Here is a 309-nt window from a genome sequence, read left to right as displayed (position 1 = left end):
TCTCCTACACCGTGGTGGCCAGCGACGACAGCGGCGCAGGGAATGCGACCTCGGCACCGCAGACGGTGACGATCACCCTGACCGGGACCAACGACCAGCCGACGCTGACCATCGACGACACGACCGGGGCGATGAACGAAGGCAATGGTGCAGCCGCGCTGAGCGACAGCGGAGCGCTGAGCTTTGCCGATCTGGACAGCAACGACGTCGTGACGGTCAGCCAGACCGCCAACAACGACATCGCCTGGAGCGGCGGCACCCTCGGTGCGGCGCAAGCCGCGGCACTGGTGGCCGGCTTCTCGGTCGATC

The 309-nt window shown here is 67.6% G+C and carries 1 protein-coding gene; it reads left to right on the top strand.

The features are described from left to right. Nucleotides 1–309: VCBS domain-containing protein (locus Q8X48_RS29930; RefSeq protein ID WP_407802823.1), on the top strand; the 309-nt coding region annotated here is incomplete at both ends.

It is taken from the genome of Pseudomonas sp. QLc11A (assembly GCF_052112305.1).
Taxonomy (GTDB): Bacteria; Pseudomonadota; Gammaproteobacteria; order Pseudomonadales; family Pseudomonadaceae; genus Aquipseudomonas; species Aquipseudomonas laurylsulfatiphila.
Note: the sequence above shows the minus strand (reverse complement) of the source record. Positions and strands in the feature narration are given on the sequence as shown.